This window comes from Lamprobacter modestohalophilus (assembly GCF_016583905.1).
Taxonomy (GTDB): domain Bacteria; phylum Pseudomonadota; class Gammaproteobacteria; order Chromatiales; family Chromatiaceae; genus Lamprobacter; species Lamprobacter modestohalophilus.
The window spans coordinates 1-25,173 of record NZ_NRRY01000030.1; the positions used below are offsets into that span (position 1 = coordinate 1).

Consider the following 25,173-nt stretch of genomic DNA (forward strand, 5'->3'; position numbering starts at 1 on the left):
GCCCCAGCCCCAGCCCCAGCCTCAGATCAGCCCTCAACTCCAACCGAACCACCAGACCAAGCAGCAGCTCAGGCCCCAACAACCCCAGTCGGGCATTCTCGGCCCGATCTATCAGCAGCCATTCTCCGGTCATTACTACGAGGTCATTGAGGCCGATGGCTCGCGGAGCCTGTCACGCTCGCTCTGGGACCAACAGCTTGCGGCCGAGTCGTTGCCGGCTGGCCAGATTATCGATTGGGAGACCCAGGGTCCGCTTGGTCAGCGGCTCTTAGTGCGCAGTGCCGGCTATCGGATCGGCGATGCGACGGTGACGATTGCCGTTGCTGAAAATCTGAATCCACTGTTGGAAGAGCTGCAGGTATTCGAGCAGCTGTTTGCGGGGCTCGCCATCGGCGGGCTCTTGCTCATGCTGTTCGTGCAACGGTTGATTGTGCGGCGGGCATTGCGCCAATTGCAGCCGATCTACAGAGACATCGATGCGCTGGAGCGCGGCACCACAGACGCCATCACGGAAGCCGTCCCGATCGAGATCCTGCCGCTGGTGCGAAAGTTCAACGCACTGCTGGTCGTCTATGGACAGCGCCTGCAGCGTTCTCGCAACGCCGCCGGAAATCTCGCGCATGCGCTCAAGACGCCGCTCAACCTGCTGCTGCAGCAGCTCGAGCGCTTGGATGATCCGCCCGACGCCGCGCAACGCTGCATCGGGCCGCAGCATCAGCGCTGTATCGGACAGCAACGCCAGCGCTGTGTCGAGCAGGTGCAGCGGGTGCAGACCTTGGTGGAGCGCGAACTGAAACGCGCGCGCATCGCTGGCGGTTTGCGGACCGGCTCGACCTTCGATATCAGCGCCGATCTGCCGGTGCTGATCGAGCTGCTGGAGCGCATGTATGCACACAAGGGTTTGACCATCGGCTATGACAACGTGCTTTCAGCGCCATTGACGGTCGACCGCGAAGACATGCTCGAACTGCTGGGCAACCTGCTCGACAACGCCTGCAAATGGGCGAACAGCGAGGTGCATTGCCGGTTTGAGCCCCACGCGGCGGGCCTGCGTCTCTGGGTTGACGACGATGGCCCGGGCTGCAGTGAGGCCGAACTCGCCGCGATTGGCGCACGCGGGGTGCGTGTCGATGAGCGTGTCGACGGCCATGGCCTTGGCCTCTCGATCGTGCAAGAGATCCTCGACCTCTACCGAGGCCAGCTTGAGCTCGGGCGGTCACCGAGTCTCGGTGGTTTTCGCGCTAGCATCGAGCTGCCGGTGCCAGTGGGTAACGACGGCCGCCGTCCCGCTACTGCTGAAACAGATAAAACTGGTGTACAAGGCTGTTGAAACGCTCAATTACATCCGCTTGGTCTCACCAACGATGCATGGCTGACGCTTTTCCAGCCACCCTTGTCAGCCTTTGGTCAGCTCGGTTGGTGCAGACTCCGGTCCCGTCATCACCGACCCAATCAACCAGAGTCCCTTCAGCCCGACTAGGAGCATTAGGCATGTCTCGACAACTCATTCGCCGTATTGGCCACAGCAGCGCCAACACTGTCACCGGCACTGGTGGTGCCGGTACCCGGGCAAGCGCCAGTATCAGCCCCAACACGACAGTCCCCACCATGCGGACAGCAACCGCCACCCTCCTTACCGGCACCTTCCTGCTGGGAAGCGTGCTGTTGTTCGGCGCTAGCGCTCAGGCCAGTCCCAAAGACCAGGATCAAGCCAGAGCCGCCCTCGAGGCTGGTCAGATCCGACCCATCAGCGAAATCCTGACCAAGGCCAGCGCCGAGGTTCCCGGCGATGTGGTCGAGGTGGAGCTTGAGCAGGAGCGCGGTCGCTGGATCTATGAGTTGAAGATCATCGCTCCCGATGGCCGCCTGCTCGAGGTCGAGATGGACGCGAGCGATGCGAGTCTGATCGAGGTCGAGCAAGAGTATCGCAGAGACTAGGCCGACCGATGCGTGTCCTGCTTGTCGAGGACGATGATCGGCTCGCGGCCGGTGTCTGCACAGCGCTCGAGACTGCCGGTTTCGTCAGCGAGCGCGTCAGCGATGGCGAGGAGGCCTGGTTTCGCGGCGACACTGAGCACTACGCGGCGGTGATTCTCGATCTCGGGCTACCGCGTATGGATGGGCTCTCGGTGCTGCGTCGCTGGCGCGCTGCCGGGCAGCGCTTTCCGGTGCTGATTCTGACGGCACGCGGCGACTGGCAAGAGCGCGTCGAAGGCATCGACGCCGGCGCTGATGACTACCTGCCAAAGCCATTCCAGATGGAAGAACTGCTGGCACGGCTGCGCGCCCTGGTGCGGCGTTCTGCCGGCCAGTCCTCGGCGTTGCTCGAGATCGGCGGCCTGCGTCTGGACACCCGCCGGATGCAGGTCAGTCGCGACGGCGTGCCGGTCCATCTCTCACCGCAGGAGTATCGGCTTGTTGCCTATCTGATGCATCACGCCGGGCGCGTGGTCTCGCAGTTGGAGCTGACTGAGCAGCTGTATGCGCAGGACTTTGAGCGCGAGTCCAACGCCGTGGAAGTGCTGGTCGGTCGAGTGCGGCGCAAGCTCGGCGGCGAGCTGATCCAGACCCGACGCGGGTTTGGTTATGTGGTCGAGCAATGACCTGCCGCTCCCTGCGCGTTCGACTCGGGGTCGCGGCTGCGATCTCGATCAGCCTCGCCTTGCTGGTGGCCGCCGGTGGCTTGATCATGCTGTTCGAGCTTCACGTCGAGCGGCGAATCGGTGCCGAGCTCAAGGCCCAGCTCGACCAGCTTGCGGCCAGTGTGCAGATCGGCGCCGAGGGACAACTCGAGGTTGTTCCAACCCCAGTCGACCCGCGTCTTGAGCATCCACTCGGTGGCCTCTACTGGCAGATCGACGATGAAACAGAACCCAAACAGCAGCTCGGCATCGCCCGCTCGCGCTCGCTCTGGGACAGTCTGCTGCGCCTGCCGTCGGATGAGCTCGAGCCTGGCACCGTCCATGCCCATCGCCTTGCTGGTCCCAATAGCGGCCCAAATGGCCAATCTGTGCTGGTGCGCGAGCGCCTGATTCTGCTCGAGCACGACAGTGGTCAGCGCCGGCTGCGACTGATCACCGCCATTGATGCCAACGAGCTGACCCAGGCGCGCAATGCCTTCGCCGCCGATATCCTGCCCTATCTGGCGCTATTGGCAGTGTTGCTCGGTCTTGCCACCCTGGCCCAGATCCGTGCCGGCCTGGCACCACTCGAGGCTCTGCGCCGTGGCGTCGGCGCGGTACGCTCCGGCCGCGAGCAGCAGCTGGCTGCAAACTACCCGGATGAGGTCATGCCCCTGGTGAATGAGGTCAACGCTCTGCTCGCCGCGCGCGAGCAGGCGGTCGAACGCGCTCGCGCTTGGACGGCAGACCTGGCGCACGGTCTCAAGACTCCACTCACCGCCTTGAGTGCCGATGCCGAGCGCCTGCGCACTGAGGGCAACCGCGCGCTTGCCCACGATCTGGATCAGCTCGCCGAGGCGATGCGCCGTCGTGTCGATCGCGAGCTGATCCGCGCCCGGTTGCGCTCAGGCGCCGCCACGCATCAGGCGCAGGCCGAGGTTGGGGATGCCATCGAGCGGCTGTTGCGCACCCTGCGTCGCACCCCCTTTGGTGAATGCATCGACTGGTCAGTGGATGTCCCTCAGCCAGCGCTGGCGGCGCTGATGCCCGGAGATCTGCTGGAGCTGCTCGGTAACCTGCTCGAAAACGCCGCGCACTGGGCGAAGCAGTGCGTCGAGATCCAGGTCCAGAGCGGCGATCCGATCCAGATCCGCATCAGTGATGACGGCCCTGGTGTCCCTGCTGCTGAATGGCCCCGTCTTGGTGAGCGCGGTCTGCGGCTGGATCAGGGCACCCAGGGCAGCGGACTGGGGCTCGCGATCGTGCGCGATGTGATCGATGCCTATGGCGGCGGTGTAACCTTTGGTCGTGCAGCGATTGGTGGGCTCGAAGTTCGGCTCAGGCTGCCAGGCACGTTTTCGCGAGCCGCGTCTGAGCCGGCAGGGGCCCGACGATGAAGATCCTGCTCGTTGATGACGAGCCGATGCAGCGTGAGCTGCTAGCCGGATTCCTCAGTAACCAGGGCTATCAAACGCTGCAGGCTGAGCACGGCGAACAGGCGCTGGCATTGTTCGAGCAGGAGGCCATCTCTATCGTGCTGCTGGACCAGCGTATGCCCGGCCTCTCCGGCGAGGAGGTGCTGGCCCGGATGAAGGCGCGTAATCCGCGTCTGCGCGCGATCATGATTACCGCTTTTGGCTCTGTGGAGACGGCGGTCTCGGTCCTCAAACTGGGCGCTGACGATTTCCTAGAGAAGCCCATCGATCTCAGCGCGCTGCTTGATCGGCTGCAGCGCATCGAGCAGGATCTTGCCATCGAGCAGGATGTCGAGGCGGTCTTTCAGCCCCCTGACGGTCGCTCTGCAGCGCCACCGCTGCCGATTGATCTGATCGCCGAGAGTCCAGCGATGCGCGATGTCCTGTCGCTAGCGCGACGCATCGCCAGCAGCGAGCTCAATGTGCTGATCCACGGCGAGACCGGCACCGGCAAGGAGGTGATCGCTCGCTTGATCCATGCACTGAGCCCGCGGGCTGAGGCGCCTTTCGTGGAGCTGAATTGCGCCGCGATCCCGGAGAACCTGTTCGAGAGCGAGCTCTTCGGGCATGAGAAAGGGGCCTTTACGGGTGCTGCAAAACAGCATCGAGGTCGGTTCGAGCTGGCCGCCCGTGGCGTGCTGTTCCTCGATGAGGTGGGGGAGCTGGTCTTGCCGCTACAGGCCAAGCTGCTGCGCGCCCTCCAGGAGAAGCGAATCAGCCGGGTCGGCAGTGAGCAGGACATCGCGGTCGACGGGCGCGTCATCGCCGCTACCAACCGCGACCTGCGTGCAGAGGTCGAGGCCGGCCATTTTCGCGAAGACCTGTATTTCCGACTCAATGTGCTCGAGCTCGAGCTGCCCCCGTTGCGGCGGCGGCGTGAAGACATTCCAGCGCTGATCGAGCACTTCATCGCGCGTCACGGCGGCCGTTCGGCGCGCCTGGCGCCTGAAACACTCGATCGGCTGATCAAGTACGATTATCCCGGCAACATCCGCGAGCTCGAGCATCTGTTGCAGCGCATGCTGACCCTCGCGCGTGGGCCGGTGCTGCGACCAATGGACTTGCCACCAGAGGTGCGCGAGCCCAGCAAGCGCGCGACTGGCCCGCTGCAGGAGCGACTCGACGCAATGGAGCGCGAGCTGCTGCGTGCCGCGCTTGAGCGCGCCGATTGGGTTCAGACACAAGCGGCAAATGAGCTCGGGGTCAGCGAGCGGGTGCTGCGTTACAAGATGAATAAACTCGGGCTCCAGCGGCCGATGCGATAACGGCTGCTGATCGATTCGACAAAATTGTCGAGGCTGACGCTCCACGTCGACCAAAGTTTGGCGCTAATAACGCTATCTCCTTGTATCTTAGAACAATAAGAGTTTGGCATGGACTCTGCTTAGTATTGGCCATGCGCAACGGAGCGCACCTGGGCGGCGAAGCCATCATCGCGCATCAAGCCTGAGGCCCCACGCCGCACCTGAATCAACCCTTGAGGAGATCACCTATGCATCATCATGCAATCATGGCCACTGCCGTCGCGCTCACGCTCGGCACCACGACGCTGGCTCTGGCTGGACAAGGCGCAGGCCCCGGCAATGGGACTGGCCCAATCCATGACCTCAGCACGGCCAGCTGTGAAATCATCACAGGTACCGTCGCCAGTGCCGCTGTTGCAGGCGAAGGCTATGTGATCGACACTGGCACTGAAACGGTCACCGTCTCTGGCTTGGGTCCGATCGGCTATTGGGCGAGTCTCGAGCTGGTGCCGCCGCAGGTTGGCGAATCCATCACCGCTGATATCTGCTGGCTCAGTTTCTCTGACGAGACCACCAAGGCCATTGCAATGGCGGTTACCTTGATGGACGGCACCTATGTCGAGCTGCGCGATCCGATCACCAATCAACCGGCCTGGCGTGGCGGACAAGGCGGCGGCCAGGGGCAAGGCCAGGCTGGTGGCCAAGGTCAGGGCCTCGCTGATTGCACCGGTCCTCGGTAACTGCGCCGCCTGGCTATTTTGCGCCGTTGCGCTGCCAGCCGTCGGCGCTGATGCCATCACTAGCCCACAGTTAGAGGCCATGCTCAGCATGGGGTTCGACAGCAACCCAGCGCAGAGTCGTGACGGACCTGCCCTCGGCTTTGCTGCGCTTGCGCTGGGCGTGGAGCAACCCTTGCCCTTTCTCCGAGGCGTGCGCCTGGAGGGCGATGCCTGGCTGCGCGACTATGCGGGGCCGAACGACAGCGGTCGCCTGGACATCGGTCTGGTGTCATCGCAGATGCTCGGCATCACTCAGATCGACCTTTGGGCCGAGGCTGGCTGGTATCGGGACCAACTCGTCACCGCCGACGAGCGCAACGAGAACGCATTAGGCGTCCTGGCTCGCAGGCCGCTCAGCGCCAGGCTCGACCTCAGGCTCTTCGCTGAGCGGCGCTGGCTCGACTATCGCAATTTAGTCCTCCCTTGGGCGGGGCGGCCGGGTGGCATCGGCCTGAGTATTCGGGGGCAAAGCCCGGTGATCCCAGTCCGCGACCAGCATGGAGGTGTGCTCACCGGTATGGGATGCGGCCGAGGTCCGGCGAGTCGGAGCAGCCCGATGCAAGACGACTGCCCGCAGCGCATCAGTCCTCAGCAGCGCAAGGACCGATTCGACCTGCTTGCGCTCGAAACCACCTGGTTCCCAGCGGCGAAGCTCAGCTTGATGCTCGGCCTGGACAGTGGCTGGCGCGAGAGTTCGCTTGCGCTCGACAGCTATCGCCAGCAGGCGGTCCGGCTGGCCTTGACCTTTGACCCCAGTCCAAACTGGAGTTTAATCGCTGACACCGGCCTGTCTCGACGTGACTACTGGCAAGCCCCGCGGACGATTGAGCGCGTCGACCACCAGCGTTGGCTCGGGATCGCGCTGCACCGGTGGCTCGCCGACGGTGCTCTGTATTGCGGCCTTGATCTGCTCGACAGCCGTTCGACGATCGAGGTTGAGGCGTTCAGGCAGTGGAGCACAGAATGTGGCTGGCAGCGTCGTTTCTAGCGACCGATGGGGAGGTGACGCTTGCCTCTTGCTCGGCAATAAGCTGTCCAGCGTGCTGTGCGCGAACCCAATGCGCATGGAGGAGCCCGGGATTTGCGCGCAGCGAGCCAGTCGGTGCCGTTCAGGGCTGCAATCGAAGTGTGCGCTCATCTTGCTGCTCGGTCTGCTCAGTTTGCACGGCCCTTCAGCAGATGAAGGGCCGCGGCTCGGCATTGTAGTGGAGGTGCAGCCAGGGGCATTGCTGGTCGAGTTCGACGATGAGCCTGACGATGGCTCTGGAGTTGGTCCTGAGCGCATCCCACTCACCGGTCAATCCGGTCAGACAAGCTGGCAGCCTGGAATGCCAGTGCGTATTTGGCCTGGAGCCTCATCTCGCGCTGGTCCGCGGATTCAGTCAATCGGCGCAGTCAGCGGCTTTGATCGTACCGGGGTTCGTCGCCGCCTGAGCAAAGGCAGCCAGCGGGGCGGTCGGGGCGCGTCCGGCAGCGGCCACAGCGGACGAGGAGGGCGCTGAGTTGCGCAAACCGCCGCCACTGGCCCCTCGGTTCGTTTTTCGACCACCATCACCTTGGCTGGGCAACCTGCTCGTCTTCGGCTTCTTGATCGCGCTGACGATCATGGCTTTTTTTCTACAGACGCGCGCCGCTGAGCAGCGCTTTGTTCTCGCAGCGGCCGAGCATACCCGCCTGCTCGCCGATGCGGTGCGGCTCTATGCGCGGGGGGCGGTCCTTGCGGGCGAGGCGACCGACCAGATCTTGACCACCTTATTAGGCAACAGTGCGCGCTTTGTGGTCTATCTGGACGACATCGAGCCGTTCACCGCTGAGGAATTGACCGCATTTGCCGATGAATCTGGGCTTGCGATGATTCGCATCCTGCGCAGTGCGTCTGAAGAGATCGAGGCACGCCGTCCTAATGGACCGCTTAGCGCATCCTCCGGTCAGAGGCTCGATGACGATGACAGCGTGACAATGCTTAGAAAGGGGCTTAATGGGGCTAGGCCTTGGGTTCAGGGTCCACCAGATCGATACCAAGACCTCGCTCTGTCGTGCCTGCCGCTAGAGCAGCTCCGGCGACTCTCGAAGGGTGGGGGGGTTCTATTCAGTGTGCCACGGCCAGAAGGACGCCCGGGGTGCGCCATGGTGGTCTTGGAGAGTTCGGCCGTGGAGGCGCTGCGCGCCGCGATCAGTGTTCAGCAAGCCCTTGAATCGGTCAGGCAGCTCGCGCGGGTGCGCGCCGTTCGGCTCGAAGGCATGCCACGGCCAATCCACGGCCAGCAGGACAACGCACTGATCGCCCCTCCCCAAGTCCGGCTTGTCGATTCCACCGATGGTGGGATCTTTGCCGAGGTTCGCACGCCGGTCGCCGGGGCCGAGCTCGTTCTGCTGCTCGATGGTATCGAGCTCCAGCAGCGGCGCAGCGAGCTCTGGCTGGCCTTCGCGGCCTTCCTGCTGACCCTCTTGGTGACTGGGGCGCTCGGCACCTGGCTGTTGGTGAAGGTTCAAGACGCCCATGAGCGCGAGTTGCGTGCCTACGAGCGGCGCCTCTCGGTCCAACGTGAAGAGGCAAGCCTCGGGCGGGCAGCCAGCACCATCGCACATGAGATGCGCAATCCGCTGAATGCGATCGGCCTCGGGCTCCAACGTCTGCAGTTGGAGGCGGCCGAGTTGACAGCTCCGCACCGCGACCTGATCGACCGTGTGATGCAGGCCGTGCAGCACACCAACGGCACCATCAGCGGCTTACTCGCCTATGCCCGGCCAGGGCAGCAGCGGCGCGAGCCGGTCGACCTCGCACGCCTGGTCAACGAGGCATGGCCTCTGTACGAGCGTCTCTTAACGCAACAAGGCGCCCAAATCGCTCTGGAGCTCCCTTCCGAGGCCTGGGTCATCGGGGACCCGGAGCAGCTGCGGCGGGCGCTAGACAATCTGCTCGCCAATGCCCGGGAGGCGTTACCGCTTGCAGGTCGGTTAGAACTGACCTTGACCCGCGATGAAAACATCTGGTGTCTCAGTCTTACTAACGACGGCCTGCTACCCCAAACGCAACCGCTGGAGCGCCTAATCGAACCCTGGTATACAACCAAAGCCAATGGCACCGGCCTAGGGCTTGCCATTGTGCGCCGCATCTTGAACGCGCACGAGGGCGAGCTCAGGCTTGATGAGCCGGTACCGGGGCGGTTTAGGGTCAGCTTCCTGCTACCCGCGGTACCGGCTTCAGGAGGTCAGCGGACTCAGTAATGGCTTCCCCCAGCTTTCTCCCTTTTCTGCAACTTGGTGCGGATAAAGGAGCTGCCATCTCGTTCGAACAGGTAGTTGACGAGCTTACCTCGGAAGTTGACGAGTCAGCCGCTTTGCGCGCGCGCTCGAAGGCTTCGATATCACCGCCGATCTGCCGGTGCTGATCGAGCTGCTTGGCAACCTGCTCAACAACAACGCCTGCAAATGGGCGAACAGCAAGGTGCATTGGCGGCTTAAGCTCGGGCGGTTACCGAGTCTAGGCAGTTTCCGCGCAAGCGTCGAATGGCCTGGCGTGCTGGGCGCCGATGTCGCGTCGGCTTGAGATTGTTCAGTCTCTTGAGCGGCGACGCGCGATGTCTGTTAGGACGTAGCTAACTGGAGCAGTGTCTGCAAGCGAGCACCATCACTCAAAGTGGCTCTCGATGATTCGCTCGACATAAGGCAAGCTGGCAAGCTGTTGCAAGATGCTCGCAAAGTCGAGCTGATGGGTATGGCCGATGACCAGCGTTTGATCGGGAGCACAGCCGATGCGTCCGCGCGAGGCAGTGAAGAACTGGGCGCTCGGGTCGATGTCCTTGATTTCTTTGGTCTGAAGCTCGCCGGTAGGGATACAGAATTCGTAGCTGAGGGCGCGCTTGCCATCGGGCGGTCCAATGAGGCCATCAGCATCGAGTGCTGACAGATCGATGCCGAGTACTTGGTTCTCGGCTGAAGCTGAAGCCGAGGCTGATGCTTCGGCCGTGGCTGGGTCAGGGGCGTCTAACGGGTTGAGTGGCTCACCTGATAGCGATTGTCCCAGGGTGCCAAGCAGCAGCCCCAGAGAGAGCATCGGCAACAGCCGCCAGCATTGCGAGCCCCGATGTGGCCAGAGCCGCGAGGCGCCTGCGGCCATAGCGCGCGATTCGCTCTGACATCTAGAGTTGGTAATCCCTAGATGCTCTGGATGCCCTAGACGCCGGGCGGTTTCGACAATCCTTGTTCGGCTATTTCGACAATCAGCCTGGATGCTGCGATAGGGCATGACTCACTCATCCCTTAACGCAGACGACCTGCTTGAGGGGCAACATGACCCAGACCCGGTTCGATTCATCCAGGCAGACCTCGATGAAATGGTTACCACCGCCTAAGGTACCGAGCTGATTGATCCAGTTGGAGAAGCGCCCGAAGGCCTTGAGCAGTTTGGGGTGTTTCTCGGTCAGGATCGCGAGCGGCGCGGCGAAGGGTTGGGCTGCCTCGGCAAGGGCGCGCTCGTCCTTGTGCTGATTGCGTCCGACGGTGACATCGCGGCTGATTTGGTCGAAGATCTTCTTCAGCAGCTTTTCATCGAGCTGCTCGGCGCTAAGCGAGGTGCGCGCCGCGGCCATGCCGCAGCCAATATCGACGCCGACCGCGGCCGGGATGATGGCTTTGTTCGTCGAGATGACGCTGCCGATGGTGGCGCCGATGCCGGCATGCACATCGGGCATTGCGGCGACATGGTGATGGATGAACGGCAGCTTGGAGATGTTAACCAGCTGCTCGCGCGAGCGCGGGTCGAGCTCATCGGTCCAGATCTTGACCGGCTTCTCGCCTTCGGTGATGACTTGTTTGATGGCCATGAGCTACTCCTCAGTTGAGCCTGCTTTCAGCTTGGTTTCAGCTTGGTTTCAGCTTCGGTTGTTACAGTTATCCCTTGCGTCGATGCCGCGGCCAGACCATGAAGATAAGGCGTTCATGCGCATTCTGATTGTCGAAGACGACCCCTTGCTGGGGCCGGGGCTCAAGACCGGTCTCGCTCAAGATGGTTACGCTGCGGATTGGGTCCAGAATGCCGCGCTGGCGGCGCATGCGCTGCGGGTTGAGCATTTTGATGTCGCGGTGCTTGACTTGGGGCTTCCTGGTCGTGACGGTCTGTCGCTGTTGCGCGATCTTCGCACAAGCGGCCTGACGCTCCCGGTCCTGATTCTCACCGCCCGCGACACCGTGGCGGATAAGGTGGCCGGCCTGGATGCAGGTGCCGACGACTACCTGGCCAAACCCTTCGACCTGGACGAGTTGACCGCCCGCATCCGTGCCTTGACGCGTCGAGGCTCAGGCCATGCGACCCCGATGCTACGCGCGGGGTCCTTGCAGCTTGATACGCAAAAACGTTGCCTGAGCTTGGACGGTGAGATCCTGCCGCTTTCGCCAAAGGAGTATGCCTTGGTCGAAACGCTGATCGCGAGGGCTGACCATGTGGTCCCGCGGGTGCGTCTGTTGGCGGCCGGCTATAGCTGGGATGACCAGCTCGAGAGCAACGCACTTGAGGTGCATATCCATCATCTGCGCGCCAAGCTCGGTAAAGAGCGCATCCTAACCGTGCGTGGTGTCGGCTACATCCTCGTCTCTGATCCATCGCCCTGAGCTCAACATGAGTTCAATCAGACGCCGGCTGTTGCTGACCCTGTTCGTCGTCTGGGTGACGATCTGGATCGCGGTCGCCGTCGTTTCGGTGGATCGCGCCAATCACGAGGTGGGTGAGCTGATGGATGCTCAGTTGGCACAGACTGCCCATGTGCTGAGACAGATCACCCATGCTGGCAACCTGCCCAATGTCGTCAGCACAGCGCAGAGGCTATCGCCGGTCGGCCACGCCTACGAGTCGATGATCAGTTTCCAGCTCTGGCGTGGCGGCAGGCTCATCAGCCGCTTTGGCGCGGCACCTGAAGAGCCGCTTGGCCAGGCTCCGGGGTTCTCCAATAAGGTGATCGCCGATGCGCGGTGGCGCGTGTTCGGACTGTCGAATCAAGAGACGGGCGAGGCCCTCTACGTCGGCCAGAGCTACGCCATCCGCCAGGAGCTGATCGAGTATCTAACGCTCCACGCCCTGCGTCCGATCCTCTGGTCGATGCCGCTGGCCGTGCTCTTGATCTGGCTCGCTGTAACCGACGGGCTGCGTCCGCTGCGGCGCCTCAGAAGCCAGATCACGCATCGCTCGGCCGACCAGCTCGATCCGATCGAAATGCGCAGCATCCCGACTGAGATTCGCCCGTTGACCGCAGCGCTCAACGGACTCATGAAGCGGCTGGATCGGGCACTGGCGGCTGAGCGTCATTTTGCCGCCGATGCCTCCCACGAGCTGCGTACCCCATTCGCCGCCATTCGCACGCACGCACAGATCGCCCAGCGCAGCAAAGATGCACAAGAGCGTCATGAGGCTCTAGCGCAGCTGATCCGCGGCATCGACCGAGCGAGCCATTTGATCTCGCAGCTGCTCATTCTCTCGCGCCTGCACCATCGGGTTAACGATGGCGAGACAACGAGCTGCTCCCTTGTCGCAATAGCCGCTCAGGTCGTTGAGGAGAAGTTGATGGTTGCGCGAACCGGGGAGATTGCCTTGACGCTTAACACACCACCTGGCGAGGACGCGCTGATCGACATCCCACCGTCACCGCTCTCGATCCTGATCGGCAACCTGTTGGACAACGCCATCAAGTTCAGCCAGAGGGGCGGCGAGGTCCGGGTGATCGTCTTGGGAAGACGCGACCATCTCCTGCTCCATGTCATCGACTCCGGGCCCGGCATCCCCGCCGCGGACCGCGCTCGTGTCTTCGATCGCTTCTATCGACCGGTCGGCCAGAGCAAGCCCGGCGCCGGGCTTGGGCTCTCGATCGTACGTCGTATCTGCGATCTCTACGACGCCGACATCGAGCTTCTTGATGCCGAGAGCAGCTCGGGACTGCTCGTGGAACTCCGCTTTCGCCGATCATCTTGAGCCAACATTGCTCGCTATAGCGGCTTTTGGAACCCACAGTCGCTTGCACTCTCCTCGGCCCAGTGCCGCTTCTTCGAATAACGCACTTCTTTCTTAAGGTTTTCTTAAGGCGGGCCTGGTTAGGGTGCAGCTTGGAGAAGAATCTGAAATGGCACTCCAGCCGCAGCACTGAATCACTGACGCCGGCCCAGTCGCGGGTCTCGCAGACCACGGAAGCCACGGAAGCAGCCATCTGCGATGGGTGTGCATAGAGCCGCTGCGGCGTTAACGATCGAGAGGTGAGCCTAATGAAAACTGTCGAAGAGCACCAAGTACCGGGCACGCTGCCCTGGCGCCAGAAGCGATGGCACTTGCAGGCACTGCTAGTTTTGGCCGCGCTTGCCACCCTGGCGTTTCTATCGCCGGCTATGGTCTATGCCGATGACGACGATGACGACGACCACCACCACCACGATCGCGACGATTCCAGCGGCCAGATCGTCATCGAACGCGCCTCCTGGGACCGCGAAGAGCGCCGTCTGCGCGTCTCGGGGACCGCTGCTTCCCGATCACGCGTCACCTTGGTCAATGCCTATGACCCTGAACAGCGGCTCGACCGCGATGAGGCCGAGGGCAGCGATGGCTCCTGGTCGATTAAGGAGGAGCGCCCCAGCCCGGTACCCTGCCGGGTGCGCGCCATCCAATCCGACGGCCAGACGGCCGAGCGTGATGTCTATCGCGCCCCCTCTGATTGCGCGCCCAACGGCTCCGGAGGCGGCGGCGATCAAGCCCCGACGGCGAATGCCAACGGCCCCTACAGCGGCTTGCCTGGCACGGCAATCAACTTTAGTAGTGCCGGCTCGAGCGATCCGAATGGAAACATCGCCAGCTACGCTTGGACCTTCGGCGATGGCGGCACCAGCACCGACGCCAATCCAAGCCATGCCTATGGGACAACCGGTAGCTATCAGGTGACCTTGGCTGTCACCGACAACGACGGCATGACCTCGAGCCCGTCGACCACAACGGCGGCCGTCTCCGACACTCCCGTCGTCGGCTGCACCTCGCCCATCTCCGAGCACTGCAACATCACAGCCTACACCGGCCCCGAGGTCTGCGTGGCCTGCCATGAGAGCGAGGCGCGCGATATGCACGGCTCGGTGCACTATCAGCAGGGCGGTGCCTTCGACTTCGTTACCAATATCCCGGGCTACTTTGCCGCCGCTGGCGAGCGCCCGGCGAAGGCTGCCGGCGATCTGGTCGCCACCGGGATCAACACCTACTGCGGCACCCACGAGAACTCACCGCGCTTTACCTGCGCCGGTTGTCATGTCGGCAACGGCCGCTTCCCGATGGCCCAGTCCCAGTTTGAACTGCTCGACCCAGCCTCCGCCGAGGCCCATGCTCAACTGGCCAACATCGACTGCCTGACCTGCCACCAGGAGGTCTACAAACGCTTCCCGGACTGGACCGCGAATGGCTTGGGCTTCGAGAATTTCTCGCTACTGAACATGGCCGAAGACGCCGATGGGCATCTCGTCCGATCCGATTATGACTCGGTCCTGCGCACCGGCTTCTCCGGCATACCCAGGGTCGACCTCACCACTGGCGACTTCCAGTTCCTGCCGGCCGGCAGCGACACCCTTCCGCCCGAGGTGCCGATGACACCCATGGCCCTCACCACCCTGCAAGCGGCCCAGAACGTCCATGCCACCACGCGCATGTCCTGTCTGAGCTGCCACGCGGGAGCAGGCGGCGGTGACGGCACCAAGCGTGGCGACATGGCCAAGGAGAACGCGAACCCCAGCATCACGCTCGACATGCACATGAGCCCGCAGGGTGAGGATATGACGTGCTCGGATTGCCACAACGCCGAAGGTGCCTTTGGCGAGGGGCACCGCATGCGCGGTCGCGGTCTCGACCTCCGATCCAATGACGTGGCCGAGCGCTTCACCTGTGAGACCGGTGGCTGCCACGACGAACGCCCGCATGACGACTTCAGCAGCACCGATGGTGGCAGCCGCGACAAGCACGCCATGAGGGTCGCCTGTCAGACCTGCCACATCCCGGCCTACGCCAAGGCCAATGTCGGCACCGAGGTCGCGCGCGACTGGCAAGACCCGCACCCTTCAGCGGCGGCCTGCAACGGACGTGGCGGCTGGCTGCCGCGCGAGGACAAGGGCGGCCTCGGCGCCGCGTCGCTGGTCCCAACCTATGCCTGGTTCGATGGCACCAGCGAGGTGCTCTATCTCGAAGAGTCCCTGGATGGCGTGCCGACGGTGCCGCTCGATGCGACCGTTGCGGCGAGCTTCGCCGGCAACTTCAACCCCGGTGATCCCGCCTACGTGCTCGGTCAGCCCAACGGCGATGTGTCCAGCGCGACAGCCAAGCTCTATCCGATGAAGCCGCACTGGAGCAAGCTGGCTCGCAATGAGCTGGACAACAGGTTGGTCGGCCATTCCACCTTCGAGTTCTTCCGCACCGGCAGCTTCTGTCGCGCCGTCGCGGTCGGCCTCGGCCTGGACGAGCCCAACGCCCTGGTCAGCAGCGTCTGCACTGGCATTCCGGGCGACCTGGAAATGCCGCCAAACACCTCGATCGTGCCAGTCTTCACCTACCAGACCATCAATCATGGCGTCGAGCCCGAGGACAATGCCCTCGGCGGTGATGCGCGCGGCTGCGGCTCCTGTCACGCCGGACTGAGCGGTGGCCCCCGTCAGCTCGATCTGGCCGGCCTTGGCTATGGACTCAGAACCCTGCCAAGCGCGGTCATCGAGACGCGCGAGACCAACCTGAACGGCAATCTGGACGCCATCTGCACCCAATGCCACGACAACGAGCACGAGGATCGTGACTTCAATGGGGTGCACGAGCGCCACGTCCGCGAAGAGGGCAAGGACTGCGCCGCCTGTCACAATTTCTCTCGGCCCGAGCGGGGCTTGACGCTGAGTCGCGGGGAGCAAGACAGCGAGGATGATGCAGTCGAGCGCGACGACTAGCCTGTCGATGTCTGCGGCGCGACCAGCGCCGCAGACAGGGGACAGCATCCAGTGTTTAGAATGACAACCCCAGAAGCTCGCGCCAGCGCATGCCTGGCCAGCCGCTTTGCGCGCGCTCGAAAGGCTTGTTCACCACTTTATGCACAACACCTGCTTGAGGGTGTGCACCACCTCGACGAGAGCGGCGGCCTGCGTCTTGTCGATGCAGACCTTCTGCATGCACCTCCGGCTGTTCCGGCTACTTGGCGTAGTCGACTATGGCCTGCTGGTCAGACCCCAAGTGCTCTTAGCGGAACTCGAAGTGCTCGTAGCCAAGGTTGCGACTCGGAATGCCTAACTCCCGCATCTGTCGACCGAGGGCATCACGCAGACCCTCAGGGCCGCAGAAGCGGATCTCTATGCTCTTGGCCGGCACCTCCCGGGCGATCTCGCCGAGCCGCTCGCGGAACGCCGCGCTGTCTGGGCCGTTTGGCACAGGCACCAATTCGACCCCGCGCTGATCCGCCCGCTCCTGTAATTCCTCAACGCTCGGGAACGCTCGGCCGGGGGTGAAGCAATAAAAGAGCGTGACCCGTTCCAGGGCTTTGGCTTTCGAGTCCTGCAGCCAGGCGAGAAACGGCGAAATGCCTACGCCGCCGGCGATCCACACCTCTCGGCCGGCTTGCTCGGGGCGCGAGAAGTGGCCGTGGGGTGCATAGATCTCGGCGCGCATACCAATGCTGCTCTCGGCGACGAGCTTGCGGGTAAAATCGCCGAGGCCGCGGATGAAAAACTCCACCGCGCCGTCCTCACGGCTCGCCGATGCGATTGTGAAGGGATGCGGCTCGCGCATGCCCTCTTCTTTGAAGCGCAGAAAACCGAACTGGCCCGCCTTGAAGTCCAAGCCACCGCTCACCGGCACGAGTCGCATACGCACCGCACCGCTAACACGCGAGACATCCACCACCTCGTACTCTCGATGGTGGGCGAGAGATGGGTAGAGCAGCAGCCGATAAGCGGCAGCGCTCAGACCGAGCACGGACAGTGCTGCCAACCACAACCCTGCCGGATCGTTGAGCGCGATCGGCGATTTGATGGTCAGCCAATGCAGGACGACCACCACAAACAGCAGCCCGGAGAGCTTGTGCCAGCCGCGCCAGTGGTGATAGGGAATCTTGCGATTGAGCGCCAGCAGGACGATGAACATCAACGCGACAAAGCTGAGCTGTCGCACCAGACGGCCCCAGAACTTGGTCACCTCAAGGATTGGCGCAACCTCCCATGTGTCTAGACCCGCCTTGAAGACGAGGTGATAGGAGGCTAGCCCCAAGGCCCATACCGCCATCCACTTGTGCGCCAAATAGACGCGATCAAGGCCGCCGAGGAGCCGCTCTACCCAGGACCAACGGCTGGCTAAGATTGCTGAGGTCGCCATTAGCGCTAGCGCGGCCACACCGGCCGCGAGACTGAGCGTGGCGGTGGTGGCCCAGGTGGCAACAGGGACATCCCAGAGCACCAGCAGGAAGCTCACGCCCACAGTGACTGCGACGGCCTGCCAGGGTTTCACTATCTTCATAAAACGTCCTTTCTGAGTTCGGGATCTGGTGCACCGAATAGGATAATACACATTATGCTTGCCTCAACTATCGCTCGCCGCATTGGCCGCATTGAGGTCCGGTGCATGACAGCCCGATCGTTTAAGCCGCCAGAGCCAGCCTGATGCGCATCCTGCTGGTCGACGATGATCTTGAGGAGGATCAGGTCTCCGAGGCTTCACGACCCAGTACGAACACCAATCAGGTGATGCCCGCTGCGGCTCAGTCGTCCCAAGGGCCGTGGCCGGGGATATTGATCTCACGCTCGCTGTAATCGCCCTCCGCCGCTTTGCGATGGCAGTTGTTGCACTGGCTGAAGCTGACCACCTCGGGATTGTCCCTCACCAATCGCGCCGGGATCTCGTCGTGCTCTTTCACGAAATAAGGGTTTGCGCTGATGCGCGGCAGACCATCGGCCCCAGCACGCGACTCGGCAAACTTCTGCGCCCGTTTCCCGCCCGAGCGGTCGGCAGCATTCGCGGTCAGGTAGGCGCTGATCTCGTTACGGAGTTCGCCCGTCAGTGAGGCGTCGTCGCCATAGTGATTTATGAGTGCATCGGGCGACAGGATCGCCCTCCAGGCAGTGGACGGCAGTAGACCCGGCTGATAGGCCATGTGACAGGAACCGCATTCCTCGCTGTAGGTGGCATTGGCGACCGGAGCGACATCGGCGCGGGATGCCAGCCAGCCGCCGCGTTTCAGGTGTTGGTTGCCGTCATCGCCGACGGCGACGCCAACCGCAGCCAGGCCTAGGAGGATGAGCATGCTTGGGTGAGCGGTCATCGATCCCACCTGCGCTTATTGCGTCTTGATGTAGGCGATGAAATCGGCCTTTTCGGTGGCCGTACATTCACGCCCCAGGGTCCAGCGGCAGTTGCGCCGCAGCCACTTCTCGATCTTCGCCGGATCGGTGAGCCGCTTTAGATTCACCGACGGGGCGAGCGGCTTGATGACCTTACCGGTGTTGACCTGCCGGCCGGGCTGGGTCAGATCACGTCCGTGACAGCTGACGCAACTGCGCGCCGCCGAGCCGTCTGACTGCGGGGATTCCTTGGTCCAACCGGCCTTGCCTGCCGCCGGATCGCCGGCGAGCAGGACGCTGGGGAGCGCGAGCGTGCCCAGGACGATCAGAACGATGGTGCGTGCTGCTTTCATCAACCTTCCCTCCGCTTGAAGCCGCTGATCATCGAGCCGATCAGGTTTTCGCCATGCGACAGGCTGGAGAAGACCACGCCCACAATGTGCAGCAGGATCAGGCCGAGCGTCAGGTTGGCGAGGACTTCGTGGACCTCTTCCAACACCTCACCCGAGGCGGCCGGCAGCCCGCTCATCAGCCCGGCCAGCGGCCCCGAGAGCTCCTCGGCGCCATAGAGCGCCATACCGGTCAACCCAGTCGCAGCGACCGACAGCAGCAAAGCGATCACCATCGCCCCGCCGGCGGGATTGTGACCGAGATAGCGAGGGGCACGAAACCGCAGGGCATCTTTGACATAGGCCAAAACCTGTCCCGGTCCGCGCACGAAGTCGCCGAATCGGGCATGTTCGGTGCCGATGACACCCCAAACCAGACGGATGGCGATCAGGGCCAGGACCAGATAGCCGGCCCAGACGTGTACGCCGAGCAGGTCGTCCTCGACGATGAAGGCGGTCGCGAAGCCAGCCGCCAGCGACCAGTGGAAGATGCGGACCAGCGGGTCCCAGACGCGGACCTTCTCGCTGGGGTTGGCTGTGTCAGTGTTGAGTGAATCGACCCCAGTTGGGATGGCGGCGTGCGTCGTCATTGGTTGGCTCCCCTGATTGACGGTTGGTCAGTCGGTCACGATCGGTCGTGACCTTGGGAGCAGACTAACGGGGTGACGCTGACCGAACGCTGATCGTCACTGTCAGCAAATGGTCAGGTTGGGAAGAGACTGAGGCCTGCAGTTAACTGCGAAGCAGTTGACGCCGACACAACGCTGATACCACATCCTCCTACGAGCGCTGCGCAAGTAACTCATACTGGCCACGGCTTGACAGAGCGCGAACTGTAGCAAAAGGATGATAACGGTTGATTGATTAGGACGACGCCAGCTTCAGGCCGACGATGCCGACGACGATCAGACCAACGAAGAACAACCGCGCCAGGGTTGCCGGCTCGCTGAACACCAAGAGTCCGATGACAAAGGCACCAACGGCGCCGATGCCGGTCCAGACCGCATAGGCAGTACCCATCGGGATCGTGCGCTGGGCGATCAGCAGCAGCGTGCCGCTGCCGAGCATCGAGACCAGACTGAAACTGAGCCAGCCCCAGCGCAGACCCTGCTCGGAGAGGCCAAGCTTCAGCCCGAGCGGCCAGCCCCATTCGAAGATTCCAGCAATGATCAGTGCGATCCAGGCCATTCCGGGTGCTGTCATGGATCAGCCTTTCACGCAGACCACTTGCTTCAGGGTGTGCACAACCTCGACCAGGTCGGTCTGGTTGGCCATCACCTGATCAATGTCTTTGTAGGCACCCGGGATCTCATCGAGCACACCCTTATCCTTGCGGCAGACCACGCCTTGGGTCTGCTCGGCCAGATCCGCAGGGGTGAACTGCTTCTCGGCGGCGGTGCGGCTCATGCGCCGACCAGCGCCATGGGCGCAAGAATTGAAGCTCTCCGGGTTGCCCTTGCCGCGCACGATATAGCTGCGGGCGCCCATGCTGCCGGGGATGATCCCAAGATCGCCTTCACGCGCGCGGATCGCGCCCTTGCGGGTCACCCAAACGTTGGCGCCCAAATGATGCTCGCGCTCGACATAGTTGTGATGGCAGTTGACCGCCTCCTCGGTGACCGTAAACGCCGGCAGATGGCGGGCGAGGGCGGCCAGCACCAGCTGCATCATCTGATCACGATTCTCGCGTGCATAGGCCTGCGCCCAAGAGACTGCCGCCACATAGTCATCGAAATGCTCGGTGCCCTCCGGCAGGTAGGCCAGGTCGCGGTCGGGGAGCTGGATCATCCAGCGCTCCATGTCGCGTCGAGCGAGCTCGATGAAGTAGGTGCCCATCGCATTGCCGATGCCCCGGCTGCCCGAGTGCAACATGACCCAGACCCGGTTCGATTCATCCAGGCAGACCTCGATGAAATGGTTACCACCGCCCAAGGTGCCGAGCTGGTTGACCCAGTTGGAGAAGCGCCCGAAGGCTTTGAGCAGTTTCGGATGTTTCTCGGTCAGGATCGCGAGCGGCGCGGCGAAGGGTTGGGCCGCCTCGGCAAGGGCGCGCTCGTCCTTGTGCTGATTGCGTCCGACGGGGACATCGCGGCTGATCTGGTCGAAGATTTTCTTCAGCAGCTTCTCATCGAGCTGCTCGGCGCTGAGCGAGGTCCGTGCCGCGGCCATGCCGCAGCCGATATCGACGCCGACGGCCGCCGGGATGATGGCGCGATCGGTGGCGATGACGCTGCCGATGGTGGCGCCGATGCCAGCATGCACATCCGGCATCGCGGCGACATGGTGATGGATGAACGGCAGCTTGGAGATGTTCACTAGCTGCTCGCGCGAGCGCGGGTCGAGCTCATCGGTCCAGATCTTGACTGGCTTCTCGCCCTCGGTGATGACTTGTTTGATGGTCATGGTGTCCTAATGACTGAGTCAGTGGTCGGCGATATGAGGGCTAGTGTCTTTGATGTCGCACAGTCAAGCAATCGATCTCAGCATCAAGGTTGTGCCGATTGCAAGCTGGCGTTTGGCATCACTGATATCGTTACGCCTTATGCTCGCTAAGCTGATATCCCTCCTGCTGCTGACCTTGCTCGGCGTGCTGCTGTTCGGCCTCTTGATCTGGTGGCTGCAGCCAAAATGGTCGCAGCCAGGGCTCGCCGTCGGAACAAGGGCTGTATCATCAACATCAACCAGAGGCTATGCCGATGCTTTAAGACGATTTAGGGCGGTAGTGACATCACGGCACTGACGCCTCGGCGTGATCGTCCAAGTCACCCACCCCAACCTTTGCGCATCAGATTCTCCACATCCCGACGCGCCAACACCGTCGCGCAATCACGCCAGGCGTCTTCACTGGGTTGCAGGCTGTCGTTGTAGCGCAGATCGAAGCCGGTGGCTTGGCGGCGCTCCTCGATGTACTGGTCCATCTTCTCGCCCAGGGTCTCGAGGTCGTCGATCCAGTCGTCGCGGATGGTGTCGGGGAGGCCGCCGAAGAGGTCGTAGCGGTTGCGCATGCGCTCGGAGAGCCGGGCATAGACCACCTCATCGACCGTGCCCTGGTGGACCAGATTCAGCATATCCACCGCTGAGCGGACCTGACCGAAGCGCTTGATGCGCCCGATGCGCTGCTCTAGGCGGGTGGGATTCCAGGGCAGATCGACATTGATCAGGGTGCCCAGGGTCTGCAGGTTCAGACCCTCACAGGCGGCATCGGTGGCCACCATCAGCCGGACCTGGCGATCGGCGACCATGCGCTTGAGCTGCTCGCGGACGATGCCGACCGCCTGTCCGTCGCGATAGAGTCGACTGCGATCGGCGCCGGCGTAGAGACCGATGGTCTCCGCTGGAGACGCGGACGCCAAGGCGTCGGCCATCCAGCGTGCGGTATCGTAATACTGGCTGAAGATGATGCAGCCCAGGTCGAGCCAGCCCTCGTCGTGCAGATAAAACCGCACTGCGGCCAGCTTCGGGTCCTCGTCCATGGCCTCTAGGACGGCGATCAAGCGCGTCAGGGCCTCGCGCTCGGCATCGCTCTGCAGCGCTAGTGTCTGGTCGCCCTCCTCGGTCGCCTCAGAGACCTCACGCCCCGCCAACAGGGTCTGCGCCGTGTTGAGACCGGCGATGACACTGGAGCAGACCCGCTGCTGCATCAGCGTCAGCATGAAGCCACTGCCCTTGCCGCGCTTGGCCAGAACGCGCCCGAAGCGGCGCGCTTCCTCATAGGCGCGGTCGAAGTCCGGCGTGGTCCGCAGCGCCACCTCCTGGAACAGCGCCGAGAAGCGATACGGCGACTGGACCAGCCCCTGATCGGGGTGGACGTTCACGGCGATGCGCTCGAGCAGACCACGCTCCTCCAGCGTCGTGCGCTTGCGTAGCACGACATGGCGCACGAAGGGGTTCTCGCGCTGGAAGAAGGTCGCACCGTCGATGACGCGCTCCAGCTCGGTGTCCAGATCCTCGCGCAGGTCCGCCGGCAGCTCGCTCAGCGCGCCGGCCAGATGGGTCTTGGGCGGCATGTCCAGCTCCTCGCGCAGATTGCGGAACAGGCGACGCGCATTCGGCTCGTTGGTGGAGGTCATGGTGGGGAGCGGTGAGCGCAGCAGTCGCCAGCCATACTCGATCCCCTCAACCTGCGTCTCGCCGCAGAGGATAGGCAGGACATCGCTCGGATTGTGCCAGGGCGAGAACTCATGGCCGAGCACGAACCCGGTACTGCCCCGATGCAGCACCCGCACCAGATCCCACAGATCCTCGGCACGGGTTTGGATTGGGGTCGCAGTGCCGAGCAGGACATGCTCTGCCCGGTTGGCTACCGACAGCATGAAGCTCAGCAAGGCATTGGGCTCGCCGGCCTTGGCGCCGATGCCCTGGCGTGAGCGCGCCTTGTGCGCCTCATCGAGGATCACCAGCCTGTAGCTAATCCCGAGCAGGACCTCTTTCTCGCGCGAGGGCTGGATCATCAGACCGGTGGAGACGATGCCGATGCGCAAGGGACAGCGGGCGATCTGCTCGGGTCCGCTCGGGGAGATCGCCCGCTCCTCGGGATCGAGCCAGACCTTTCGAGTCGAATGCCAGCGCGCGCAGGGGATGCCGAGCTTGTCGAGCAGCTCGGTTTGCCACTGCTCGCAGAGGGTCGCCGGGGCGAAGATGACGATTGGCTTGCGGCGTTTGCCCCCGGTGGCGACCGGCCTCTCATCCAGCAAACAGAGGGTCAGTGCCGCAGTGCCCAGCGAGAGGGTCTTGCCGAGGCCGACCTCATCGGCCAGCAGCAGGCGCACCTGGCCGTGCTCTTGGTAATGGCGCAGGCATTCGCTGACGAAGCCTTGCTGCCAGGGCTGCAGGGCCATGCCTTCGCGGTAGAGCGGTGATTCGATCAGCGCGGCGGGGGTGAGCGTCTCCTCGTGCTCCAGCGCGGGCAACCGCACCTCGACACGCCGGCCGCGGCGGGACACCTCATGGCAGACCGCCTCCGGTAAGGGCCGCGCCGCGTTCCAGAGGAACTCGAACTCGGCCTCGATCCAGGCGACACCCTCGGGCGAGTCGTCCTGCCAGAGGATCTCGTAGTGCTGCTGCCAGCCGTGGCGGGTCTCGTTCATCGAGCCGATGAAGCCGAGTGTGCGGCCATCGGCGCGCTCGATCACACCGGCCTTGCCGTGGACGAAGCCGCAGACGCTATCAGGTGCGACCCGGATCACCTGGCCGCGCTGGGCCAGAAAGGCATCCAGCCGTTGATAGCGCTCGCGATTGAGCAGGGATTCGGCCTCGATGGAGCGCTCGTTCCAGCGGCCGAGCAGACGCATCTCGCGCAACTGGGCGACCTTCAGGTCTTCGGGTGACAGATCCACGTTGCAGACGATGCGCACCTCCGGGATCGGCTCCAGCCACTCGTGGGCGATCTCAAACAGCGAGCTGGTGAAATAGCCGGCGATGCGCCAATAGCGACGCGCACCTTGCAGCTGCTCGGCGAGAAAGCTCTGGTCGAGGCGGTGGGTGCGGGAGGAGAAGCGTTGGAGGGCCATGGGATCAACAGGCGACTGGACGCCCAGCGGTTCCTCGATCAAGCCGCCTCGGAGACAACCCGCTCGATCTGCAGTGGGTAGAGACCGCTTTTTTGGGCATCCAGGATCGTGATCTCACCAATGCCATCGGCGGTATAGCCGATGTTCAGGTTCCAGCTCAGGGATTCATCTCGCACAATCGGCTCCTTCGACATCTCGATGAACAGGATGTCATCGTTCTCGTGATAGACGATTATCATACTCGGTGATCCTGTGCACGCGCTTGAGCTGAGCGCCCATGTTGAGCGATGCCGTTGCTAGATCGTATTCCGCTTGAAGGTTTAGCCAATAATGTGGCGACTGATCCAGCGCTTGAGCAAACAGCAAGGCCAGGTCAGCTGTCACTGGTTGCTCGCCCCGGATAACCGCCTCGAGCCGATTCGGTGCGACCTCCAGGGCCTGAGCAAACTCACTCTGAGAGAGATCCAGCTCATGCAGCAGTTCGTCGAGAAATGCGCCAGGGTGAACTGCAGGAAGACCACTCGTGAACATGTCGTTGAACCTCAATGTCAATGGTAGTCGACGATTTCCACATCAAAGGCGTCGCCATTGTCGAATCGAAAGCAAATTCGCCATTGATCGTTAATGCGAATGCTCCATTGTCCCACTCTGTCGTGCGCCAAGGTTTCCAACCGGTTGGAGGGCGGAAGGCGAAGGTCGCCGATTTGTGTGGCTGCTTGGATTTGGATCAAGCGCATGGTGGCACGTTTCAAAATATCCGGTGGCAGGCGACGCGATTTGCCGGTTTGGAAAAACCGCTCCGTCTCGGCATCGGCGAAACTCTTGATCATGACGATCTAG

The 25,173-nt window shown here is 63.0% G+C and carries 25 protein-coding genes; 13 read left to right on the forward strand and 12 right to left on the reverse strand.

Annotated elements, in window-relative coordinates:
* From CKO42_RS16375 to CKO42_RS16415, 9 genes are all read left to right on the forward strand, one after another.
* Positions 1–1,330 (forward strand): sensor histidine kinase (locus CKO42_RS16375; RefSeq protein WP_200246356.1); only part of this gene is annotated, 1,330 nt, incomplete at its 5' end.
* 161 nt (positions 1,331–1,491) lie between these two features.
* Positions 1,492–1,938, forward strand: coding sequence for a PepSY domain-containing protein (locus CKO42_RS16380; RefSeq protein ID WP_242479448.1), 447 nt, complete (start codon positions 1,492–1,494; stop codon positions 1,936–1,938).
* Positions 1,939–1,946: 8 nt separating this feature from the next.
* Positions 1,947–2,603, forward strand: a complete 657-nt coding sequence (locus tag CKO42_RS16385) for a response regulator (RefSeq protein ID WP_200246358.1) — start codon at positions 1,947–1,949, stop codon at positions 2,601–2,603.
* Positions 2,600–4,018, forward strand: coding sequence for a sensor histidine kinase (locus CKO42_RS16390; protein ID WP_200246360.1), 1,419 nt, complete (start codon positions 2,600–2,602; stop codon positions 4,016–4,018). The genes CKO42_RS16385 and CKO42_RS16390 overlap by 4 nt, the downstream gene beginning before the upstream one ends.
* The gene (locus tag CKO42_RS16395; protein ID WP_200246362.1) at positions 4,015–5,361 is read left to right on the forward strand and encodes a sigma-54-dependent transcriptional regulator; all 1,347 of its coding nucleotides are present in this window, start codon (positions 4,015–4,017) and stop codon (positions 5,359–5,361) included. The genes CKO42_RS16390 and CKO42_RS16395 overlap by 4 nt, the downstream gene beginning before the upstream one ends.
* A gap of 227 nt (positions 5,362–5,588) precedes the next feature.
* Positions 5,589–6,080, forward strand: a complete 492-nt coding sequence (locus tag CKO42_RS16400) for a hypothetical protein (RefSeq protein ID WP_200246364.1) — start codon at positions 5,589–5,591, stop codon at positions 6,078–6,080.
* Positions 6,037–7,107, forward strand: coding sequence for a hypothetical protein (locus tag CKO42_RS16405; RefSeq protein ID WP_200246366.1), 1,071 nt, complete (start codon positions 6,037–6,039; stop codon positions 7,105–7,107). Before CKO42_RS16400 ends, CKO42_RS16405 begins: the two co-directional genes overlap by 44 nt.
* 617 nt (positions 7,108–7,724) lie before the next feature.
* Positions 7,725–9,347, forward strand: coding sequence for an ATP-binding protein (locus tag CKO42_RS16410; RefSeq protein WP_200246368.1), 1,623 nt, complete (start codon positions 7,725–7,727; stop codon positions 9,345–9,347).
* 157 nt (positions 9,348–9,504) lie between these two features.
* Positions 9,505–9,669: a hypothetical protein gene (locus tag CKO42_RS16415; protein WP_200246370.1), complete on the forward strand. Its 165-nt coding sequence runs from the start codon at positions 9,505–9,507 to the stop codon at positions 9,667–9,669.
* A gap of 81 nt (positions 9,670–9,750) precedes the next feature.
* Here CKO42_RS16415 and CKO42_RS16420 read toward each other — a convergent pair whose 3' ends face one another.
* Together CKO42_RS16420 and CKO42_RS16425 are read right to left on the reverse strand one after the other, a co-directional pair.
* Entirely contained in the window at positions 9,751–10,182 is a 432-nt protein-coding gene (locus CKO42_RS16420; RefSeq protein ID WP_207148755.1) for a hypothetical protein, read from the reverse strand.
* Between the two features lie 193 nt (positions 10,183–10,375).
* On the reverse strand, positions 10,376–10,945 hold the full coding sequence (locus CKO42_RS16425; protein ID WP_242479449.1) for an RtcB family protein: 570 nt from the start codon (positions 10,943–10,945) through the stop codon (positions 10,376–10,378).
* 115 nt (positions 10,946–11,060) lie between these two features.
* Here CKO42_RS16425 and CKO42_RS16430 point away from each other — a divergent pair, with 115 nt between their 5' ends.
* The 3 genes from CKO42_RS16430 to CKO42_RS16440 all read left to right on the forward strand — a co-directional run bounded on the left by CKO42_RS16430 (position 11,061) and on the right by CKO42_RS16440 (position 16,058).
* Positions 11,061–11,729 carry a response regulator gene (locus CKO42_RS16430; RefSeq protein WP_200246374.1) on the forward strand — a complete coding sequence of 223 codons (669 nt, stop codon included), beginning with the start codon at positions 11,061–11,063 and terminating at the stop codon, positions 11,727–11,729.
* Positions 11,730–11,736: 7 nt separating this feature from the next.
* Positions 11,737–13,080 carry an ATP-binding protein gene (locus CKO42_RS16435; RefSeq protein ID WP_200246377.1) on the forward strand — a complete coding sequence of 448 codons (1,344 nt, stop codon included), beginning with the start codon at positions 11,737–11,739 and terminating at the stop codon, positions 13,078–13,080.
* Between the two features lie 287 nt (positions 13,081–13,367).
* Positions 13,368–16,058: a PKD domain-containing protein gene (locus CKO42_RS16440; RefSeq protein WP_200246379.1), complete on the forward strand. Its 2,691-nt coding sequence runs from the start codon at positions 13,368–13,370 to the stop codon at positions 16,056–16,058.
* Between the two features lie 286 nt (positions 16,059–16,344).
* Here CKO42_RS16440 and CKO42_RS16445 read toward each other — a convergent pair whose 3' ends face one another.
* The 6 genes from CKO42_RS16445 to CKO42_RS16470 all read right to left on the reverse strand — a co-directional run bounded on the left by CKO42_RS16445 (position 16,345) and on the right by CKO42_RS16470 (position 21,226).
* Positions 16,345–17,613: a ferredoxin reductase family protein gene (locus tag CKO42_RS16445; protein WP_200246382.1), complete on the reverse strand. Its 1,269-nt coding sequence runs from the start codon at positions 17,611–17,613 to the stop codon at positions 16,345–16,347.
* A 241-nt stretch (positions 17,614–17,854) separates the two neighbouring features.
* Positions 17,855–18,415, reverse strand: coding sequence for a cytochrome C (locus CKO42_RS16450; protein ID WP_200246384.1), 561 nt, complete (start codon positions 18,413–18,415; stop codon positions 17,855–17,857).
* A gap of 15 nt (positions 18,416–18,430) precedes the next feature.
* Positions 18,431–18,787, reverse strand: coding sequence for a DUF1924 domain-containing protein (locus CKO42_RS16455; RefSeq protein WP_200246387.1), 357 nt, complete (start codon positions 18,785–18,787; stop codon positions 18,431–18,433).
* On the reverse strand, positions 18,787–19,413 hold the full coding sequence (locus tag CKO42_RS16460) for a cytochrome b/b6 domain-containing protein (protein ID WP_200246390.1): 627 nt from the start codon (positions 19,411–19,413) through the stop codon (positions 18,787–18,789). The genes CKO42_RS16455 and CKO42_RS16460 overlap by 1 nt, the downstream gene beginning before the upstream one ends.
* A 274-nt stretch (positions 19,414–19,687) precedes the next feature.
* Complete coding sequence (locus tag CKO42_RS16465; RefSeq protein WP_200246482.1) at positions 19,688–20,011, reverse strand: DMT family transporter; 324 nt, start codon at positions 20,009–20,011, stop codon at positions 19,688–19,690.
* An 18-nt stretch (positions 20,012–20,029) separates the two neighbouring features.
* Complete coding sequence (locus tag CKO42_RS16470) at positions 20,030–21,226, reverse strand: RtcB family protein (protein WP_200246393.1); 1,197 nt, start codon at positions 21,224–21,226, stop codon at positions 20,030–20,032.
* A 52-nt stretch (positions 21,227–21,278) separates the two neighbouring features.
* Here CKO42_RS16470 and CKO42_RS16475 point away from each other — a divergent pair, with 52 nt between their 5' ends.
* Positions 21,279–21,563: a hypothetical protein gene (locus tag CKO42_RS16475; RefSeq protein WP_200246395.1), complete on the forward strand. Its 285-nt coding sequence runs from the start codon at positions 21,279–21,281 to the stop codon at positions 21,561–21,563.
* A 22-nt stretch (positions 21,564–21,585) separates the two neighbouring features.
* Here CKO42_RS16475 and CKO42_RS16480 read toward each other — a convergent pair whose 3' ends face one another.
* Genes CKO42_RS16480 through CKO42_RS16495 form a run of 4 tightly spaced genes read right to left on the reverse strand, consistent with a single transcriptional unit; the run spans position 21,586 to position 25,163 of the window.
* The gene (locus CKO42_RS16480) at positions 21,586–24,333 is read right to left on the reverse strand and encodes a phospholipase D-like domain-containing anti-phage protein (protein ID WP_200246397.1); all 2,748 of its coding nucleotides are present in this window, start codon (positions 24,331–24,333) and stop codon (positions 21,586–21,588) included.
* 38 nt (positions 24,334–24,371) lie between these two features.
* The gene (locus tag CKO42_RS16485; RefSeq protein WP_200246399.1) at positions 24,372–24,572 is read right to left on the reverse strand and encodes a DUF2283 domain-containing protein; all 201 of its coding nucleotides are present in this window, start codon (positions 24,570–24,572) and stop codon (positions 24,372–24,374) included.
* Complete coding sequence (locus CKO42_RS16490; protein WP_200246401.1) at positions 24,544–24,864, reverse strand: HigA family addiction module antitoxin; 321 nt, start codon at positions 24,862–24,864, stop codon at positions 24,544–24,546. The genes CKO42_RS16485 and CKO42_RS16490 overlap by 29 nt, the downstream gene beginning before the upstream one ends.
* Before the next feature lie 17 nt (positions 24,865–24,881).
* Positions 24,882–25,163, reverse strand: coding sequence for a type II toxin-antitoxin system RelE/ParE family toxin (locus CKO42_RS16495; RefSeq protein ID WP_200246403.1), 282 nt, complete (start codon positions 25,161–25,163; stop codon positions 24,882–24,884).
* Between the last annotated feature and the right edge of the window lie 10 nt (positions 25,164–25,173).

Excerpts from the sequence above, each read along its gene's own strand:
- CKO42_RS16450 (WP_200246384.1), bottom strand. The coding sequence starts at position 18,415 with ATGACCGCTCACCCAAGCATGCTCATCCTCCTAGGCCTGGCTGCGGTT.
- CKO42_RS16425 (WP_242479449.1), bottom strand. The coding sequence starts at position 10,945 with ATGGCCATCAAACAAGTCATCACCGAAGGCGAGAAGCCGGTCAAGATC.
- CKO42_RS16490 (WP_200246401.1), bottom strand. The coding sequence starts at position 24,864 with ATGTTCACGAGTGGTCTTCCTGCAGTTCACCCTGGCGCATTTCTCGAC.
- CKO42_RS16485 (WP_200246399.1), bottom strand. The coding sequence starts at position 24,572 with ATGATAATCGTCTATCACGAGAACGATGACATCCTGTTCATCGAGATG.
- CKO42_RS16430 (WP_200246374.1), top strand. The coding sequence starts at position 11,061 with ATGCGCATTCTGATTGTCGAAGACGACCCCTTGCTGGGGCCGGGGCTC.
- CKO42_RS16495 (WP_200246403.1), bottom strand. The coding sequence starts at position 25,163 with ATGATCAAGAGTTTCGCCGATGCCGAGACGGAGCGGTTTTTCCAAACC.
- CKO42_RS16385 (WP_200246358.1), top strand. The coding sequence starts at position 1,947 with ATGCGTGTCCTGCTTGTCGAGGACGATGATCGGCTCGCGGCCGGTGTC.
- CKO42_RS16380 (WP_242479448.1), top strand. The coding sequence starts at position 1,492 with ATGTCTCGACAACTCATTCGCCGTATTGGCCACAGCAGCGCCAACACT.
- CKO42_RS16460 (WP_200246390.1), bottom strand. The coding sequence starts at position 19,413 with ATGACGACGCACGCCGCCATCCCAACTGGGGTCGATTCACTCAACACT.
- CKO42_RS16440 (WP_200246379.1), top strand. The coding sequence starts at position 13,368 with ATGAAAACTGTCGAAGAGCACCAAGTACCGGGCACGCTGCCCTGGCGC.
- CKO42_RS16390 (WP_200246360.1), top strand. The coding sequence starts at position 2,600 with ATGACCTGCCGCTCCCTGCGCGTTCGACTCGGGGTCGCGGCTGCGATC.
- CKO42_RS16475 (WP_200246395.1), top strand. The coding sequence starts at position 21,279 with ATGTCGCACAGTCAAGCAATCGATCTCAGCATCAAGGTTGTGCCGATT.
- CKO42_RS16455 (WP_200246387.1), bottom strand. The coding sequence starts at position 18,787 with ATGAAAGCAGCACGCACCATCGTTCTGATCGTCCTGGGCACGCTCGCG.
- CKO42_RS16435 (WP_200246377.1), top strand. The coding sequence starts at position 11,737 with ATGAGTTCAATCAGACGCCGGCTGTTGCTGACCCTGTTCGTCGTCTGG.
- CKO42_RS16445 (WP_200246382.1), bottom strand. The coding sequence starts at position 17,613 with ATGAAGATAGTGAAACCCTGGCAGGCCGTCGCAGTCACTGTGGGCGTG.
- CKO42_RS16470 (WP_200246393.1), bottom strand. The coding sequence starts at position 21,226 with ATGACCATCAAACAAGTCATCACCGAGGGCGAGAAGCCAGTCAAGATC.
- CKO42_RS16395 (WP_200246362.1), top strand. The coding sequence starts at position 4,015 with ATGAAGATCCTGCTCGTTGATGACGAGCCGATGCAGCGTGAGCTGCTA.
- CKO42_RS16400 (WP_200246364.1), top strand. The coding sequence starts at position 5,589 with ATGCATCATCATGCAATCATGGCCACTGCCGTCGCGCTCACGCTCGGC.
- CKO42_RS16410 (WP_200246368.1), top strand. The coding sequence starts at position 7,725 with ATGGCTTTTTTTCTACAGACGCGCGCCGCTGAGCAGCGCTTTGTTCTC.
- CKO42_RS16465 (WP_200246482.1), bottom strand. The coding sequence starts at position 20,011 with ATGGCCTGGATCGCACTGATCATTGCTGGAATCTTCGAATGGGGCTGG.
- CKO42_RS16480 (WP_200246397.1), bottom strand. The coding sequence starts at position 24,333 with ATGGCCCTCCAACGCTTCTCCTCCCGCACCCACCGCCTCGACCAGAGC.